The sequence below is a fragment of the Streptomyces sp. NPDC026417 genome (genome assembly GCF_055567695.1).
Window position 1 is genome coordinate 41,067 of the sequence record NZ_JBVHPY010000022.1, and the last position, 16,853, is coordinate 57,919.

Genomic DNA, 16,853 nt, shown 5'->3' on the forward strand with positions numbered 1-16,853 from the left:
GTTCTTCTCCTCCCTCCCCCCCCCCCCCCCCCCCCCCCCCCCCCCCCCCCCCGCCCCCCCCCCCCCCCCCCCCCCCCCCCCCCCCCCAGCCGCACGGGTCCTGGTCCCTCAGGTGGGGAACTCCCCGAGCCAGCTGCGCTGGAGCAGGTGCCGGGGCAGGTACTCGGACTCGACCTCGACCGGCATGCCGACGTCGAGGGCGAGGCAGGCGATGGCCAGCGGACCGAGAGCGACCGCGCCGTCGGTGGACAGCCGGCGGTCCTCGTCCTTGGTCCAGTACGCCTTGTGCAGCCGCAGCGCCTGGACCAGCCCCTCGTTGAACTGCTCCGTGTCCCGCTTGAGGAACTGCAGGAACAGGTTCAGCGGCGGGTAGAGGATCTGCAGCATCAGCTCCCGGTCGGCGACCCGGAGCCGGTCCGGGTCGGTGCCCTCGAAGGCCGCGGAGAACTTCTCGCCGAGCCCGGGGCGTTCCGTCCAGTACGTCTGGAGCGCGTCCACCCAGTCGTAGATGTAGTCGTCGTAGACCGCGCCGGAAGCCCGCAGCACGTCGATGGGCACCCCGGCCAGCTGGGTCATCCGGGTCTGGTCGCGGCACACGACCGCCAGCCAGAACGCCGTGATCCAGTTGCCCGCGTCGGTGAAGTGCTTCGGCCCGGTGGCGGGGATCGTGCGCGTCTTGTGCGCGATGACGCACTCGACGGTGTCCTGGTCGGTGGTCGCCGCGGCGAACAGCGCGGAACCGACCTGCATCGCGGCGACCCAGGCCTCCCACGTCTCGGAGGTGTTGGCAGTGGGGTCGTGGAGGCAGTGCAGGTTCGCCGTGCTCAGGGCACTGCTGAAGGTCAGTCCGAACATCTCGGGCGAGTCCGAGAGCGACTCGACGGATTCGATCAGGTCGCGGTCGACGCTCGCGATGAACTCGGTCGGATCCCCGGACGGAGGCAGTTCCTCGCGGACAACGCGCTCGGGCATCATGGGCTCCTGGTTTCGCTGAGGTCGAACTTCTTCATCTCGTAGCCGGCGTACTTGCCGCCCGGCGCGGCGTCGGCCTTGACCACCACATACTCTACTTTTCCTGCGGCGAGGGCCTCGCGCAGGCTCTTCGCCAGGTTCTTCTCGGCGACGTCCCGTGTCCTCAGGGAACGCTTCTCCATCTCCCGGAGAATCGTCTCGAAGTACTCCCTGGTGCCCTGCTGGACCCGGTTGCCCAGGTAGCTCGTCCGGTCACCGAGGCCGGCCTTGAGCGAACCCTTCGCCTCCACCACGACGTATCGGCCGTCCTGCGTCCGGTAGACCTGGTCGAAGCGGTTGTTGCCGAGCGCGCGGTTGTCCACCCGGGTCGCGTTCTCGTAGTGCTCGGGGATCGCGTGCGTTTCCGCGACGTTCTCGCCGAACATCTCGCTCTGCCTGAGCATCTGGCCGTGCAGAGGTGAGTGCGCGGTCTCGGCCGCATCCCTGGCCGCCTCCAACTCCGCAGTGGGATGGGCCTTGTAGGCCTCCTCGGCGTGCTTGAGGTCCGTTTCGGCGATGTTGTCGGCATCGATCGCCGACTGGCGCGCCTTCGCCCACTCGTCGAGCTGCCCCAGGGTGTCCTTCGGGACGTCGACCCGCGTGCCCACCGCGGGGTTCGGGTCGAGGTACTTCGCCGGGGTCGCCGGCGGCAGGTCGCTCTTGGAGATCCACTTGCCGGGGTTGGCGGGGTCGGGCACCAGGGTCGGCAGCCGCTGGCCGAACACCTCCTGGTCGGCGAACCTGCGGTAGCCGTTGGACCGGTAGTGCTCCTTGAACCAGGCCGGGTCGTTGTTGGCCAGGTCGACCTGGCGCTGCATGATCTCGCGCGGGGTGCCCTCCGCCGGGCGCCCGCCCTGCGGGTCCCCGGGGGTGTGGTCGCCGCCGGTGGGTCCGGCGGTGTCGTCCGCGTGGGTGCCGCCGCCGAGGCCGTCGTCGCCGCCGCGGCCCAGGTCGTCCAGGCCGTCGAAGCCGCCGGTACCGCCCGTCCCGCCGGTGCCGTGGCCGCCCGTGCCGCCGGTGCGCGGCGGCAGCGTGTCGGTGCCGTGGCCGCCGGGCAGGTGGGAGCCGGTCCCGCCGGTGCCGACCGGGTCGCCGCCCCGGCCGACCGTGCCCACGGTGTCCGCGGTGTGCGCGCCGACCCCGACCAGCTCGCCGTCCCGGCCGGGGGTCGCCCCGTGCTCGGAGGTGACGCGCTCGGCGGCCGTGCCCTCGTGCGCGATGTCCGCGAGGGACTCCCGCACGGTGCCGTCCGCGTTGTGCATGACCAGCGTCTTGGTGTCGAGGTAGACGACCTCGCCCTTCGGGGTCTCCATGCGGACCGTGTTCTCGGGGGTGAGGCCCGCGGGCAGCACGTCCGTCTTCAGCGGCTGGTCGGTGATCTTGAAGGTGCTGTCGGCGAGCTTGATGTAGGTGCCGTTGGTGACCGCCTTGAGGCTCGCCATCACGTCGCCGAGACGCGTGATGCCGACCCCGACGCCCTTGGCGACGTACGTCATCGGGTCGACGATGCGGCCGGCCTTGCCGGCGAAGGAGATCGCCTTGGCGATGGCGCCGGTCTTCGCGGCGGTGCCCGAACCTCCGGTGAAGATGGTGGTCAGGACGTTGAAGGTGACGGCGCCTGCCGCGCGCGAGGGGTTCTTGCCCCACTCGTCGTATGCGATCAGGGCCTTGCCGGTCTCGACGACCGCGGTGCGCGAGTCGCGCAGCCAGGACGGCAGCTTGTCGTCGGGGACCAGCCAGTAGGCGGTGCCGACGATGGGCATGCCGGTGATGACGAGGCCGGTCAGCAGTTTGCCGAGGCCGGTCCAGGCCTGCCCCGCCGCGTCCCACCCGTCGAAGCCGACCAGGGTGCCCAGGCCCTTGATGGTGCCCCACACGCCGTCGACGAAGAAGCCCTTGGTGAAGTCCCACAGGTGCTCGTGGATCTGGTACCAGGGCGTGGACTCCTCGACCGGATCGCCCCAGGGCAGACCCTCGGCGAGCTTCAGGTCCTCGGCCCGGTAGCCGTACATGCCCTCTTTGTTGGACCCGTCGTTGACGATGAGGGGGGAGCCGCCGATGAGCGCGACGATCTTGCCGTAGCAGGTGCGCTCGGCCGCCTGGAACGCGGTCCAGGCGGCGTTGACCTCGTCGCGGCGGGCGTTGTTCTCGTCGACCAGGTCCGCGTCCTCGCGCCAGTCGTCGTCGTCCGCGATGCTGCTCGCGAAGGCGGCGGCGTCGCGGCGCAGGCTCTCGAACTTGGCGACGATGGGGCGGATCTCGGTGGCGTAGGCGCCCAGCGCCGAGGCGACCGTGCCCACCTCGGTGCACAGTTCGTCGCCCGCCTTGGCCACCGGGGCGGTGGTGGCGAACAGCTTCTCCGCCTCGGGCGCCTCGTAGTAGGCGGACAGGCCCTTGAACCGGGTGTCGATCTGGGACCCCGCGTCCCACAGGTCGAACGCGTCCGTGCTCAGCGCGGAGACGTCCTTCTCCAGCTGCTCCAGGCTGCCGGTGAACTTCGGTATCTCGTCCGGGTTCAGTGCGGTCTGGTCGCTCATTTGGCACCGCCCGCGGGAGCGCCCGGCAGGTCGATCTTCGGTTCCTTGAGCGCCGCCGCCTGCGCGTCGGCGGCCATGTCCAGGTCACCCTGGTTGTAGGCGTTGGTCGCCGCCACCGCGCCCTTCAGGGAGTTCACGGTCCGCTGCGCCATGTACGCCAGCTTCTTCTGGCGCTCCTCCAGGTACTGGCTCAGCGCGGCGGCGACCGGGCCCACCGGTACGCGCGGCGTGCCGGCCGGGACCGGGCCGACCATCGGCCCGTGGAACTGTCCGCCGGGCACGGCCGTCCCCGCCGAGGACGCCGCGCTGGCCATGTTCGTCACCAGGGAGGTGGCGGCCTTCTCCAGGTCCCCGCCCGCCTCGCCGGTCGTCGTCAGCGTGGCCTGCACGCCGACGGGATCGATGTCCCAAGCTGTCATTCCAGCCCCCGTAAAGCCTTTGACAGTCACGTTCATCAGCAACGTTTTCTCGGCAATGGCCGATCATTCGTACCAAAGAGACGCGTGTGGGGGCAACGCAGTTCCCCGCAGAGGCAGTTGGGGCCTAGGGAGTCTCGGGCGGAGGAGTGGGCGCGCCGGGCAGCCGAACCGTCGCGACCGTCCCGCCGCCCTCCGCGGGCGCCAGCGAGACCTCGCCGCCGGACTGCTGGACCGTGCGGGCCACGATGGACAGGCCGAGCCCTGAGCCCGGGAGCGCGCGGGCCGACGGGGAGCGCCAGAACCGGTCGTAGACGTACGGCAGTTCGTCGGCGGGGATGCCGGGACCGTGGTCGCGGACGGTGAGGACCCCGCCGTCGAGCGCGACCTCGACCGTGCCGCCCTCCGGGCTGAACTTCACCGCGTTGTCCAGCACGTTGACGATGGCGCGCTCCAGGGCGGAGGGCTCCGCGCGGACGAACCACGGGTGCAGGTCCGCCGAGATCGTCAGCTCGGGTCCGCGCAGCCTCGCACGGCGCAGCGCCGCGTCCACCGTGTCCTGCAGCGCCACCACCTGGACGCGGTCGCCGGTCTGGCCGGAGTCCGAGCGCGACAGCGTCTGCAGATCGCCGATCAGCGCCGCCAGTTCGGTCATCTGCGCCGTGACGGAGGCGAGCAGCGCCTTGCGGTCCGCCGGGGGGATCGCGCGGCCCGTCTCCTCGCTGCGGGCGAGCAGTTCGATGTTGGTGCGGAGCGAGGTGAGCGGCGTCCGCAGTTCGTGGCCCGCGTCCGCGATGAGCTGCTGCTGCACCTCGCGGGAGTTCGCCAGCGACGCGGTCATCGAGTTGAAGGAGCGGGACAGCCGGGCGATCTCGTCCTCGCCGTCCTCCTCCACCGGGATGCGGATGGTGAGGTCCTCGGTCCGCGCGACGTGCTCGACCGCCTCGGTGAGCTTGTCCACCGGCCGCAGCCCGGCGCGGGCGACCGCGAGACCGGCGGCCCCGGCACCGACGACACCGATCCCGGAGACGAGGAGGAGCAGCAGGGCGAGGTCGTCGAGCGTCTTGTCGGTGTCCTGGAGGGGGAAGGCGATGAGGAGAGCGGCGTCCTTGTACAGGCGGGGGCCGCTGGGACCGCTGCCGATCAGGGGGGAGGTCAGCACCCGTACGGCGTTGCCGTCCTCGTCGGTGCTGTTGTGGATCGGCCCGGTGCCCCGGGTCGGGTTCTCGGCGACGGTGGTGTCGCTGCCGGTCACCTTCACCGCGCCCGCGGAGTTCGAGAAGACGCAGGCCGTGCCGTCGGACTTGATCACCTGGATGTAGTAGGTGGCCGGCTGAGGGCCGGGGTCCTCCTGCTCGGCGGGCGTCGTGGTGCAGTTCGCGACGACCGCGTCCACCAGTTCGGACCGCAGGGGGCCGCTCGCCGCGCGCAGATCGCTGTCCACCTCGTCGTACAGCTTCCCCTGGACGATGAACCAGCAGGTCACCGACACCGCCGCCACCCCGAACGCCACCGCCGCCGCGACCAGCAGGGCCAGCCGGGACCGGATCGGCAGGGAGCGGAAACGCCGGCGGACTCCCTTCACTCCGCGCCGCCCGAGCGCAGCACGTACCCCACGCCCCGCACCGTGTGGACCAGGCGCGGCTCCCCGCCCGCCTCGGTCTTGCGGCGCAGGTACATGACGTACACGTCCAGGGAGTTGGAGCTCGGCTCGAAGTCGAAGCCCCAGACGGCCTTGAGGATCTGCTCGCGGGTGAGGACCTGGCGCGGGTGGGCCAGGAACATCTCCAGGAGCGTGAACTCCGTGCGGGTCAGCTCGACCTGCCGCCCGCCCCGGGTGACCTCACGGGTCGCCAGGTCCATGCGCAGGTCGCCGAAGGTGAGCGCGTCGTCCTCCGGGGTGCCGATCGCCGTGGCCGCGTACGAGCTGCGCCGCAGCAAAGCCCGGATGCGGGCGAAGAGTTCGTCCAGTTCGAAGGGCTTGACCAGGTAGTCGTCGGCGCCCGCGTCGAGCCCGGTGACCCGGTCGCCGACGGTGTCGCGGGCGGTGAGCATGAGGATCGGCGTGGTCGTGCCGGCGCCGCGCATCCGGCGGGCCGCCGTCAGCCCGTCCATCCGGGGCATCTGGATGTCCAGGACCACCAGGTCGGGCTGGTACGCGGTCGCCTTCTCCAGCGCGTCCGCGCCGTCCACGGCGACCTCGGTGCCGTACCCCTCGAAGGCGAGGCTGCGCCGGAGTGCCTCGCGCACCGCGGGCTCGTCGTCGACGATCAGAATGCGCTGGGGTTCACGGTCGCCTTCGGCGGGGCTCATCGGCGTTCTGTTCCTCGGGTGCGGTGGGACGGGTGCGGGGACTTTCAGCCTCGCACGTTTCCGGACTGCTCAGCAGGGACCGGGCCCGTACGGGAGCCGGGAGCCGGGAGCCGGGACGTGCGGCGGACGGCCTCAGCCGCCGGCGACGGCGCGGCGCCGGTCGCGGGACCGGCGGGCGGGCCGGGCGGCGGCCGGGGCCACCTCGGGGGCCCGCCCCACGGGCCGGTGCAGCGCGCGGGCGACGGTGAGGGCCAGGCCGAGCCCGGCCGGGTCACCGTCCGCGAGGGTGTGGCGGACCTGCCGGAACGGAACCTGCGTGCTCATGTCGACCTCCTGGATGACGGGTTCCCGGACGGGACGGCTCAGCTGCCCGAGCCCGCCCGCAGGGAGTCCAGGTCTGCCTTGACGGTGTTGACGGGGATCGCGAAGCCGAGGCCGACGCTGCCCGCGCTCGACGAGCCGGACGAGGAGTCCGAGGCGGCCGAGTACATCGCGGAGTTGATCCCGATGATGTTGCCGTTCATGTCGATCAGCGCGCCGCCGGAGTTGCCCGGGTTCAGCGAGGCGTCCGTCTGCAGCGCCTTGTACGTGGTCGTGGAGGAGCCGGTGTCGCCGTTGAACTCCCGGCCGCCGTACTCGAAGGGCCACTGGCCGCTGCCGCCGCCCTGCTCCTGGCTCTCCTCGGTGGAGACCGTGACGTCGCGGTCGAGCGCGGAGACGATGCCGCTGGTGACGGTCCCGGTCAGGCCCTCGGGGGAACCGATCGCGACGACCTCGTCGCCTACCTGGACGGCCGAGGAGTCGCCGAGGGTGGCGGCCTTCAGCCCGGACGGCGCGTTCTCCAGCTCGATCAGCGCCAGGTCCTTCTTGCTGTCGGTGCCGACGACCTTCGCGGTGTACGACTTGCCGTTGTCGGTCGTCACCTTGATCGAGGAGGCGCCGGAGATGACGTGGTTGTTGGTGATGATCTCGCCGCCGCCGGTGATGATCACGCCGGAGCCGGTGGACCGGCCCGAGTTCGACGTGGCGCTGATCTCCACGATGCTCGGGCTGACCGCCGAGGCGACCCCGGCGACCGTGCCCTTCTTGCTGACGGGGACGACGTGCGTACTCGTGCTGCTCGACACGGTGTCCTTGCCGGTCAGCTCCTGGAACGCGTACGCCGTGCCGCCGCCCACGGCCGCCGCCGCGATCGCCACCGCGGCCAGCAGGGCCAGCGGGCCCCGGGTGCGCCGGGGGGCCGGGGCGGCTCCGGGCGCGGCCGGGACCGCGGTCGGGGCGTCCGGCGGTCCGGGGTGGCCGGCGAAGGGGCCCGCGCCGCCCTCGCCGCCGTGCCCGCCGCCGTACCCGGACGCCGGCCACACGGTGGTGCCCGGCGCGACGGCGACGGGTGTCACCGGGTCGTAGGCCGGAGGGGGCGGCCACTCGGGGTTCACGGGGGAGGAGGCGGGCTGCTGCCGGGGGTACGCGGGCTGCCGGCCCTGGCCGTACCCGGACTGGTCGCCCTGCTCGGGGTGCTCGTACGCGCCGCTGCGGCGGAAGCTCTCGGTCATGGATGCAGACTCGCGCCCCATCATGAGAGCTCCCTGAGTGGCCGCTGAGAAGCCCGACAGAACCTCGTATGCCCGATATAAAGACGCTCGGCCCCGGCAAACGGGGGGTTGCGCCGGCGTGAGGGCACGGAAGGCCCCGGGCGAATACTTGTCTGCCCCCTGCGCGGCCCGTGTGCCGGACGGCGGCCCCGGCCTACGATCACCGCGCCGGAGGGGGGCTCCGCGGTTTCGCCCGACTGCCAAGCGCGGTCCGGGCCGGTGCGTCGTACGCCCTTCTCGGGCCCAGCCAGTCCCTTTCCGGGCCCCGCACGTCGCCAAGGGTCCGGGCGACACCCACCGACCAGGAGCCCTGAGTGATACGTGCCCTGCGCGCCCGTCTGAGACGCCCCGCCGCGGCGTTTCCCGCGGCCGCACTCGCGCTGGCGCTGAGCTGCGCCGGCGTCCTCGCGCAGCCCGCGACCGCCGCCGACACCCCGCCCGGACTGCCCGGGGCGGGCGTCGCCCGGTCCGCGGCTCCCGCGCCGGCCGCCTCCGACGCGGAGCTGCGCGCCCGCTACCTGAACGCCGTACAGGACCAGGCGACCCCGGAGAAGGCACCCCGGAAGACCCCGTTCATCATCGGCGGCAGCACGACCGGCATCGCGTCCGCGCCGTGGATGGTCCAGCTCTCCTACTACGACCCGGACACCGGCGACGGCTACTTCTGCGGCGGCACGCTGGTCGCCCCGAACAAGGTCCTCACCGCCGCGCACTGCGTCGCCGGACTCGACTGGGCCGGAAACGGCGCCGTGGTGGCCGGTACCGCCGGTCTCCTCGACGACACGACCGGCACCGTCGCGGGCGTCTGGCGCCAGTGGAACCACCCGCGCTACAACCCCGACACCATCCAGAACGACATCGCGGTGCTCACCCTCGACCGACCGCTGGAGCAGCCGTGGATGCGGCTGGCGGCCGCCAACGACACGCCCTGGTACACCCCGGGGCAGGAGGCCACGGTCTACGGCTGGGGCCTGACCTCCGGTGCGGCGGACGCCGACCTGTCGGCGACGCTGCGCAAGGTGAGCCTGCCGATGGTCGAGGACGCCACCTGCGACTCCGCGATGCGCTCGGTGCTCGGCGAGGACGACTTCGTCGAGGGCTCCATGTTCTGCGCAGGGACCCCGGCGACGGGCACCGACGAGGGCACCAAGAGCCCCTGCAACGGTGACTCCGGCGGCCCGGTGGTGTTCGGCGGCAAGGTCGTCGGCATCGTCTCCTGGGGCGTCGCCGGCTGCACAGCCCAGGGCGCCTACCCGGTGTTCACCAAGGTCTCCTCGTACACCTGGGCGGCCCAGCCGCGGATCGACGACACCGACGAGTCCTTCGACGGCCGTGCGGACCTGCTGGCGCGCACGCCGTCCGGCGGCCTCTTCGAGCAGGACAGCAAGGGCACCTCGCTCGCGCAGCGGCAGTACGTGGGCGGCGGCTGGGACGGCATCGGCTGGGGCCTGCAGGCCGACCTGGACCGCGACTCCTTCCAGGACTGGATCATCCGCGACAAGGCCGACGGCAAGCTCCACCGCCTGTACCTCGACCACGCCTCCGGCGAGTACACCTGGATGCAGATCAGCTCGGTGTGGGGCGGCTACACGTCGTACGCGATCCCCGGCGACATGACCGGTGACGCCCGCCCCGATCTGGTCGCGGTGGACGCCGACGGCTCGGTCTACCTCTACCCGGGCAAGGGCACCGGCCAGTTCTACGGACGGGTCAAGGTCGTCGACAGAGCCTGGAAGAACGTGAAGATCTTCGGTCACGGCGACCTGTCCGGCGACGGCCGGGCCGACCTGCTGGTCCGCAACAGCTCGGGCGTCCTGTACCTCTACCGGGGCACGCAGCAGGAGCACACGCCCTGGTCGGCCCGGATCCAGGCCCGCACCGGCTGGAACTTCACCGCGTACGTGGCGAACGGCGACACGACCGGGGACGGCATCGCCGACGTCGTGACCCGCGACTCCGGCGGCACGCTCTGGCTGTACCCCGGCACCAACAAGGCGTCCGGCAGCCTGTTCGGTCCGCGGATCAGCCTGGGCACCGGCTTCAACCAGTACAACCTGCTGTTCTAGGGAGCCGGAGGGGGCGCGGGCCGGCCACGGCCGGCCTGTGCGTCCGCCGCTACTCGCAGCCGCAGGACCTGCGCACGACCAGTCGCGAGGGGAACTGCTTCAGCCGTTCCCGCCGCGACCCGGCGACCCGCAGCCCGTCGTCGAGGACGAGGTCGACGGCGGCGCGGGCCATCGCGGAGCGGTCCGACGCGATCGTGGTCAGCGGCGGATCGGTCAGCGCCGCTTCCTTGACGTCGTCGAAGCCGGCCACGGCCAGCTCGCCCGGCACGTCGATGCGCAGCTCGCGCGCGGCCCGCAGCACGCCGATCGCCTGGTCGTCGGTGGAGCAGAAGATGGCCGGCGGCCGGTCGGGCCCGGCCAGCAGCTGAAGGCCCACCTGATAGGCGTCGTAGCGGTTGTACGGGGCCTCGAAGAGCCGGCCCTCGGTGGGGATGCCGGCTTCCTGCATCGCGCGCCGCCAGCCCTCGACGTGGTCGGAGACCGGGTCACCGACGGCGGGCGTATCGGCCGTGCCGCCCAGACAGGCGACGTACTCGTAGCCGTGCTCCAGGAGGTGGCGGGTGGCGAGCTGGGCGCCGCCGGTGTCGTCCGTGACGACCGCGACGTCGTCGATGGCCTCGGGACGCTCGTGCAGCAGGACCACGCGGGCGTCCCAGGCCTCGATCTCGGCGGCAGCGTTGTCATTGAGGGCGTGGCTCACGAGGATCAGCCCGGACACCCGCATCCCGAGGAAGGCCCGCAGATAGTGGACCTCGCGCTCCGCGATGTAGTCCGAGTTGCCGACCAGCACCATTTTTCCGCGCTCGGCGGCGGCCTGTTCGACCGCGTGCGCCATCTCCCCGAAGAAGGGCTGGCGGGCGTCCGGCACGATCAGGCCTATGAGCTCGGTCTTGCGCGAGGCCATGGCCTGGGCGACCCGGTCCGGCCGGTAGGCCAGCTCCTTGATCGCCGCGAGGACACGCTCGCGCGTGGCCGGGGCGACCGGCCGGGGTCCATTGTTGATGACATAGCTGACGACGGCGGTAGAGGTACCCGCCAGTCGCGCCACATCATCCCGAGTCACCTTGGCCACGCGCGGAGTCTACGCGGATGGACCTACCTCTGGGCAGGTCGTACGGCGGCTTCCTGCACCTTCGCCGCCGCCCCGGAGGCGTCCGCGGCATCGAGGTGAACCGTCTCGTCCGCCTCATCCGGCTTTGGCTGCGCCGCCTTGGCCTTCTTCTCGTCGGCTCCGCGGTCGACCTTTTCCGGCGTAACGAATCGATAACCGACGTTCCGGACGGTTCCGATGAGCGACTCGTGCTCCGGTCCGAGCTTCGCGCGCAGCCGCCGTACGTGGACGTCGACCGTGCGGGTGCCGCCGAAGTAGTCGTAGCCCCAGACCTCCTGCAGCAGCTGGGCGCGCGTGAAGACGCGGCCCGGGTGCTGCGCGAGGTACTTCAGGAGCTCGAACTCCTTGAAGGTCAGGTCCAGGACCCGGCCCTTGAGCTTGGCGCTGTACGTCGCCTCGTCCACCGAGAGGTCGCCGTTGCGGATCTCCATGGGGGAGTCGTCGTTGACGATCTGCTGGCGGCCCATGGCCAGCCGCAGCCGCGCCTCGACCTCGGCCGGACCCGCGGTGTCGAGCAGGACGTCGTCGATGCCCCAGTCCGCGGTGACGGCCGCGAGGCCGCCCTCGGTCACGACGAGGATCAGCGGACAGCCGGGCCCGGTGGACCGCAGCAGCTGACACAGGCTGCGGACCTGCGGGAGGTCGCGGCGGCCGTCGATGAGGATGACGTCGGCACCGGGGGTGTCCACGAGCGCGGGGCCCTCCGCCGGGGCCACCCGCACGTTGTGCAGCAGCAGGCCGAGAGCGGGCAGCACCTCCGTCGACGGCTGAAGGGCATTGGTCAGGAGCAGCAGAGAACTCATCGCGCCCCACCTGCCTGGGTCGTCCTGCGTTCGTGCACGGTTTGCTCGCCCATAACGTCTGGTTCCTCCTCGGTCCCTGCTGGGGGCACCTCCCACGCCTTTGGGGCGTGGGGGAGTCTGCGGCACTGCTTCGTACTCCGGTGCGGATCCCGCGCCCGGGAACCCGCTGCGCCGGTTCCGAACCGCTTTCGTATACCGGCTTCGTATACAACGCTTCAGAAAGCACAAAAGGACCCGGGGGCGTCTCTGCCCGAGTCCTCTGCCCAGGAGAATAGCCCACATGAGCTCAGGTCCGGCAGGTCGTGTGACGCGATCTCCCAGAATTCCACCAGGTGAGACAGGCGCCCGCACGCCTCTGCGGAGGTTTCTGCGTACCGCCGACGGGGTGACGGTCGACGCCGCGTACACCCCCGGAACGGGTCCGTCCGGGGACCTGGTGATCGTCGTCGCGCACGGTTTCACCGGCGACCTGGAACGCCCTCACCTGCGCAGGGCGGCGGACGCCTTCGCCCGGTACGCGGCCGTCGTGACGTTCTCCTTCCGAGGCCACGGGGCCTCCGGCGGCCGGTCCACGGTCGGCGACCGGGAGTTTCCTCGACCTCGCGGCCGCGGTGGCGTGGGCACGTGAGCTCGGGCACACCCGGGTGGCCACCGTCGGCTTCTCGATGGGCGGGTCCGTGGTGCTGCGCCATGCGGCGGGGGGCGGCTCGGCTGCGGGCGTGGAGCACGAGGGGCGCACGGAGGCGCGCGTCGACGCCGTGGTGGCCGTGAGTGCGCCGGCTCGCTGGTACTACCGCGGTACCGCCCCCATGCGGCGGCTGCACTGGCTGGTGACCCGCCCGGCGGGCCGCGTCGTCGGCCGCTACGGCCTGCGCACCCGCATCCACCACCGCGAGTGGGACCCGGTGCCGCCGTCCCCCGTCGAGTCGGTCCCGCTGATCGCCCCCACCCCGCTGCTGATCGTGCACGGCGACCGGGACGGCTACTTCCCGGTCGACCACCCGAGGATGCTGGCCGAGGCCGCCGCGGGCCACGCCGAACTCTGGCTGGAGCACGGGATGGGCCACGCCGAGAACGCGGCCGGCGACGAGCTGCTGGACCGTATCGGGCGCTGGACCGCCGCACACGCGGGCTAGCCTGGCCGTGCCGGCGCCACGGACGACGCCGGCACCGACTTCACCATTGATCGAGGAACCAGATGGCAAAGGGCACGGTGCGGTACTGGGCCGCCGCCAAGGCCGCGGCCGGCGTCGCCGAGGAGCCGTACGAGGCGGGCACGCTCGCCGAGGCGCTCGACGCGGCGCGCGAGCGACACCCCGGTGAACTCGTCCGGGTCCTGCGGCGATGCTCGTTCCTCGTCGACGGCGACCCCGTGGGCACCCGCGGACATGAGACGGTACGGCTGGCCGAGGGCGGCACGGTCGAGGTGCTCCCGCCGTTCGCAGGAGGGTGACGAGAGCATGAGCAACCAGCCCTACGAGCCGTACGAACCCCCGTACGAGGGGTACGACCCGTACCAGCAGGCCCAGCCGCGGAATCCGGCCCGGCCGCAGCCCGGCTGGCCCGGGCAGCAGGGGTACGACGAGGAGCAGCAGGCCCACCAGTACACGCAGCAGTGGGAGGGGCAGACCTGGGAGACCCAGGCGCAGCCGCACGCCTCCGCCGCGGACACCGCGTACCTGCCTCCGCAGGGATACGCCGATCCGGACCCGCACGGCACGCACGGCCGGCCGCTGCCGCCGGAGGCCCCGGCGGAGCAGTGGCGGGGGCCCGCCGACCCCGGCGTCCAGTGGGGTGCCCCGGCGCCCGACGCGGCATGGACCGGTGCCGCGGACTCCGGGAACACCCCGTGGGACGGGGCGGCCGGATCCGGCCCCGACACGGGCCACGCGGCGGCCGGACCCACCGGGCCCGCCGAACCGGTCGGGCCCGTCGGCGGTGCTTCCGCGGAGGGCGCCGCCGCGGCCGGATACGGTCCGCCGACCGTCACCGGAAATCCCCGGATCACCGACGCCCAGCGGGCCCGGGCCGAGGGCCGGTCGCCCATCATCGAACCGGGCCTGCAGCCGGCGGCCCTCACGGCCCTGCTCGGGCTGCTGCTCGCCGGTGCCGCGACGGCCGGGCAGTACGCCCTCGCCGTCCCCCTGGTGCTGCTGCAGGCCGTCACCGCGGCCGGCTGGTTCCGCCTGAACGGCATGTGGCCCGCCCGGCAGGGCATCGCGCTGGCCTTCGCCGGAGCGCTGGTCGCGGACGCCGCGGTGCTCGCGGCGGGGCGGGAGAACGCGCCCGCCGCGATCCTCGGCACCCTCGGGGTGTGGGTCCTGCTCACCCTGGTGCTGCAACTGCGCAGCCACGCCGATCCGGACACCCGGATGTACGGCCTGACGGCGACGGTGGCCTCGGCCGCACTGGCGATCATCGCCACCGGGCACCTGGCCGCCGAGCCGGACGCGGTGACCGTCGGCGCCGCGGCGGTCGCGGTGGCGGTCCTGGCGCGCGCCCTGCCGCTGCCGACGGCGGCGTCCGTGGTGGTGGCCCTGCTGGCCGCCGCGGGTGCGGGCATCGCGGTGGGAGGCATGACGGACCTCGGCACCCAGGGCGCCCTGCTCGGCCTCGGGGCGGGTGTCTGCGCGCTCGTCGGGCACCGGGTCGCGAGCTACGACTACCCGTCCCGCTTCGTCCACATGACGGCCGGCGTGGCGCTCCCGCTGACCGCGGCGGCCCCGGCGGTCTACCTCCTGGGACGCGCCCTCGGCTAGCACGGGTTCGTCACAGCTGATCGACAACTCCGCGGGGCCCTCCGATCGGGGGTCCCGCGGGATTAGGCTCACGCTGGACGGCCACTCAGGTCGTTGGCCGGCCGCCGAGTGGGGGAACACCGAGCATGCGCGCACTGCGAATACTTCTGATCGTCGTCGTGATCCTGGGCGGTCTCTTCGTGATCGCGGACCGCGTGGCGGTCGGGTTCGCCGAGGACGAGGCGGCCGACCGGATCAAGACCAGCGAGGGCCTGACCGAGACCCCCGACGTGTCCATCAAGGGCTTCCCGTTCCTCACCCAGGTCGCGGGGGGCGAACTCGACGACGTCGAGATCGGCATCCGGAACTACGAGGCCTCGACGGGTGGCAAGTCCGCGGCCGAGTCGATCCGCATCGACGACCTGAACGCCGAGATGCACGGCGTCGCCTTCAGCGGCGACTACAGCTCCGCCACCGCCGACCGGGCCACCGGCACCGCCACCATCACCTACGACGAGTTGCTCAAGACCGCCAAGTCCGAGCCCGTCCAGGTCGCGCCCGGTGTCACCGCCCGGGTCGTCGGCCTCTCGGACGGCGGCAGCGGCAAGATCAAGGTCAAGGTCGAGGCGACCGTCCTCGGCACCAAGCTGCCCCAGCCGGTCTCCGTGCTCAGCTCGGTCAGCGTCGCGGGCGACACGGTGAAGGTGCACGCCGACACGCTGCCCAAGCTGGGCGTCGAGCTCGCCGAGGGCAAGATCCGCTCCATCACCGACTTCGAGCAGAAGATCGACGAGCTGCCCGGCGGCATCGTGCTCGACAAGGTCCAGGCGGCGGACGGCGGCGTCGAGATCACGGTGAAGGGTTCCGACGTCCGGCTGGTCGGATAGGACGGGCGCTCCCCGGGTAGGACGGGGCGGAGCGGACAGGACGGGCCCCTCCCTGGGCAGGACGGGGCGGCCGGCGGGCCGTCCTCCGCGGGGTCGCGTCCCCGTCGGGCCCGGTTCCTTGCGGCCGGACATGCGTCCGATGGGCGAGACGGGTGGTCCGCCGGGCAGGCGCCGGGGCGGGCCGGGCGCCCGGAAACCGGGCCGGAGCCGCCGCGCCGGGGCGTGGCATCCCACATCACGGACGATCGCGTCTCATAATGCGACACACCGGTGACATCCGCGCCCGTCCGTCCCTACGATCGCAGTCATGAAGCGACAGGCGGATCTCACGAAGCGGCGGGCAGTAGACCTGTGCCGCGTCGCCGCCATGCTCTGTCGCACCTTCTGAGCGGAAGCCGCGTACTTCCGCATTCCCGGCCCTCGGGCCATCCCCGTCAGGGCCCTCGTGTGCCGCGGACGCCACCGCTGTCGTGACCGTGTACCGCGCACCCCGCCCCACCGCACAGCCCCGCCGCAACTGCCCCGGAGGAGAACGAGCATGAGCCGCAGCGACGTCCTGGTAGACGCCGACTGGGTCCAGGAGCACCTGGACGACCCGAACGTGGCCGTCGTCGAGGTCGACGAGGACACGTCCGCCTACGAGAAGAACCACATCCGCAACGCGATCCGGATCGACTGGACGAAGGACCTCCAGGACCCGGTCCGCCGTGACTTCGTCGACCAGGCGGGCTTCGAGAAGCTCCTGTCGGAGAAGGGCATCGCCAACGACACGCTGGTGGTCCTCTACGGCGGCAACAACAACTGGTTCGCGTCGTACGCCTACTGGTACTTCAAGCTCTACGGCCACGAGAACGTCAAGCTGCTCGACGGCGGCCGCAAGAAGTGGGAGCTCGACTCCCGCGACCTGGTCGACGAGGTCCCGACCCGCGCGAAGACGGAGTACAAGGCCAAGCCGCAGAACACCGCGATCCGCGCCTTCCGCGACGACGTCGTCGCCGCGATCGGCTCGCAGAACCTGGTCGACGTGCGGTCGCCCGACGAGTTCTCCGGCAAGCTGCTGGCCCCGGCCCACCTGCCGCAGGAGCAGTCGCAGCGTCCGGGCCACGTCCCGAGCGCCCGCAACATCCCGTGGTCGAAGAACGCCAACGACGACGGCACCTTCAAGTCGGACGAGGAGCTCAAGGAGCTCTACGCCGACGAGCAGGTCGACCTCGCCAAGGACACGATCGCGTACTGCCGCATCGGTGAGCGCTCCGCGCTGACCTGGTTCGTGCTGCACGAGCTGCTCGGTGTCGAGAACGTCAAGAACTACGACGGCTCCTGGACCGAGTACGGCTCCCTGGTCGGCGTGCCGATCGAGCTCGGCGCCAACAAGTAAC

At 72.1% G+C, this 16,853-nt stretch carries 15 protein-coding genes and 1 pseudogene; 7 read left to right on the forward strand and 9 right to left on the reverse strand.

The genetic code is table 11. The annotated features are described in order from the left end of the window. Positions 1-108: 108 nt before the first annotated feature. The 7 genes from ACZ4NT_RS29885 to ACZ4NT_RS29915 form a co-directional block, all read right to left on the reverse strand. On the reverse strand, positions 109-972 hold the full coding sequence (locus ACZ4NT_RS29885; protein WP_467728368.1) for an immunity 49 family protein: 864 nt from the start codon (positions 970-972) through the stop codon (positions 109-111). Beyond that, the gene (locus tag ACZ4NT_RS29890; protein ID WP_467728369.1) at positions 972-3,548 is read right to left on the reverse strand and encodes a hypothetical protein; all 2,577 of its coding nucleotides are present in this window, start codon (positions 3,546-3,548) and stop codon (positions 972-974) included. Before ACZ4NT_RS29890 ends, ACZ4NT_RS29885 begins: the two co-directional genes overlap by 1 nt. Further along, entirely contained in the window at positions 3,545-3,967 is a 423-nt protein-coding gene (locus tag ACZ4NT_RS29895; protein WP_121402143.1) for a DUF6507 family protein, read from the reverse strand. Before ACZ4NT_RS29895 ends, ACZ4NT_RS29890 begins: the two co-directional genes overlap by 4 nt. Positions 3,968-4,091: 124 nt before the next feature. Beyond that, positions 4,092-5,549, reverse strand: coding sequence for a sensor histidine kinase (locus tag ACZ4NT_RS29900; protein ID WP_121402144.1), 1,458 nt, complete (start codon positions 5,547-5,549; stop codon positions 4,092-4,094). Further along, positions 5,546-6,277: a response regulator transcription factor gene (locus tag ACZ4NT_RS29905; RefSeq protein ID WP_121402145.1), complete on the reverse strand. Its 732-nt coding sequence runs from the start codon at positions 6,275-6,277 to the stop codon at positions 5,546-5,548. Before ACZ4NT_RS29905 ends, ACZ4NT_RS29900 begins: the two co-directional genes overlap by 4 nt. 132 nt (positions 6,278-6,409) lie before the next feature. Beyond that, entirely contained in the window at positions 6,410-6,601 is a 192-nt protein-coding gene (locus ACZ4NT_RS29910) for a hypothetical protein (protein ID WP_467728370.1), read from the reverse strand. A gap of 38 nt (positions 6,602-6,639) precedes the next feature. Next, the gene (locus tag ACZ4NT_RS29915) at positions 6,640-7,830 is read right to left on the reverse strand and encodes a S1C family serine protease (RefSeq protein WP_467728371.1); all 1,191 of its coding nucleotides are present in this window, start codon (positions 7,828-7,830) and stop codon (positions 6,640-6,642) included. A 353-nt stretch (positions 7,831-8,183) separates the two neighbouring features. On the opposite strand from ACZ4NT_RS29915, the gene ACZ4NT_RS29920 reads away from it, so the two are divergent. Next, positions 8,184-9,935 carry a trypsin-like serine protease gene (locus ACZ4NT_RS29920; RefSeq protein WP_121402148.1) on the forward strand — a complete coding sequence of 584 codons (1,752 nt, stop codon included), beginning with the start codon at positions 8,184-8,186 and terminating at the stop codon, positions 9,933-9,935. Between the two features lie 49 nt (positions 9,936-9,984). Here the strand turns inward: ACZ4NT_RS29920 and ACZ4NT_RS29925 are convergent, their stop codons facing one another. Continuing rightward, the gene (locus ACZ4NT_RS29925) at positions 9,985-11,007 is read right to left on the reverse strand and encodes a LacI family DNA-binding transcriptional regulator (protein WP_121402149.1); all 1,023 of its coding nucleotides are present in this window, start codon (positions 11,005-11,007) and stop codon (positions 9,985-9,987) included. A 23-nt stretch (positions 11,008-11,030) separates the two neighbouring features. Continuing rightward, complete coding sequence (locus ACZ4NT_RS29930) at positions 11,031-11,849, reverse strand: response regulator transcription factor (RefSeq protein WP_467728372.1); 819 nt, start codon at positions 11,847-11,849, stop codon at positions 11,031-11,033. Positions 11,850-12,129: 280 nt separating this feature from the next. Between ACZ4NT_RS29930 and ACZ4NT_RS29935 the strand changes: the two are divergent. The 6 genes and pseudogenes from ACZ4NT_RS29935 to ACZ4NT_RS29960 all read left to right on the forward strand — a co-directional run bounded on the left by ACZ4NT_RS29935 (position 12,130) and on the right by ACZ4NT_RS29960 (position 16,852). After that, positions 12,130-12,985: pseudogene (locus ACZ4NT_RS29935) on the forward strand (alpha/beta hydrolase). A 62-nt stretch (positions 12,986-13,047) separates the two neighbouring features. Continuing rightward, complete coding sequence (locus ACZ4NT_RS29940) at positions 13,048-13,302, forward strand: MoaD/ThiS family protein (RefSeq protein WP_121402152.1); 255 nt, start codon at positions 13,048-13,050, stop codon at positions 13,300-13,302. 7 nt (positions 13,303-13,309) lie between these two features. Further along, the gene (locus ACZ4NT_RS29945) at positions 13,310-14,608 is read left to right on the forward strand and encodes a hypothetical protein (RefSeq protein ID WP_467728373.1); all 1,299 of its coding nucleotides are present in this window, start codon (positions 13,310-13,312) and stop codon (positions 14,606-14,608) included. 125 nt (positions 14,609-14,733) lie between these two features. Continuing rightward, on the forward strand, positions 14,734-15,474 hold the full coding sequence (locus tag ACZ4NT_RS29950; RefSeq protein ID WP_121402154.1) for an LmeA family phospholipid-binding protein: 741 nt from the start codon (positions 14,734-14,736) through the stop codon (positions 15,472-15,474). 307 nt (positions 15,475-15,781) lie between these two features. Further along, positions 15,782-15,862 carry a putative leader peptide gene (locus tag ACZ4NT_RS29955; RefSeq protein WP_350310325.1) on the forward strand — a complete coding sequence of 27 codons (81 nt, stop codon included), beginning with the start codon at positions 15,782-15,784 and terminating at the stop codon, positions 15,860-15,862. A gap of 150 nt (positions 15,863-16,012) precedes the next feature. Continuing rightward, positions 16,013-16,852: a sulfurtransferase gene (locus ACZ4NT_RS29960; RefSeq protein ID WP_121402155.1), complete on the forward strand. Its 840-nt coding sequence runs from the start codon at positions 16,013-16,015 to the stop codon at positions 16,850-16,852. Position 16,853: the final 1 nt, after the last annotated feature.